Source organism: Brevibacillus sp. SIMBA_040, from assembly GCF_046535075.1.
Taxonomy (GTDB): domain Bacteria; phylum Bacillota; class Bacilli; order Brevibacillales; family Brevibacillaceae; genus Brevibacillus.
The window spans coordinates 1-257 of sequence record NZ_JAWRXI010000278.1; the positions used below are offsets into that span (position 1 = coordinate 1).

The 257-nt window shown below is 59.1% G+C and carries 1 protein-coding gene; it reads right to left on the minus strand.

Annotated elements, in window-relative coordinates:
- Positions 1 to 27 precede the first annotated feature (27 nt).
- Positions 28 to 257 (minus strand): hypothetical protein (locus tag SB752_RS32835; protein ID WP_410719570.1); only part of this gene is annotated, 230 nt, incomplete at its 5' end.

A 257-nucleotide genomic window follows, 5' to 3' on the forward strand; every position in this document is an offset into this window, starting at 1 on the left:
GTATACCTGCGCCGGGCAACGAATCGATCAGACAGCAAAATTGTGGATGCGAGTCATCCAGCCTCGTGCTAGTCGGACACAATCACGCGTGCATGCTCGTCCGCCGAGATCTCGCGCATGTCGGCCAACGGCACGCCCAAAAACACAAACGGCAAAGCCGAGGCCCACCATGATTCGCGTCATTTCCGCAAGCATGACGGAACCAATTCGTCGCGCCCCACAAGCGTCACAAGTCGCCCTCTTCACGCCCCCTTCCC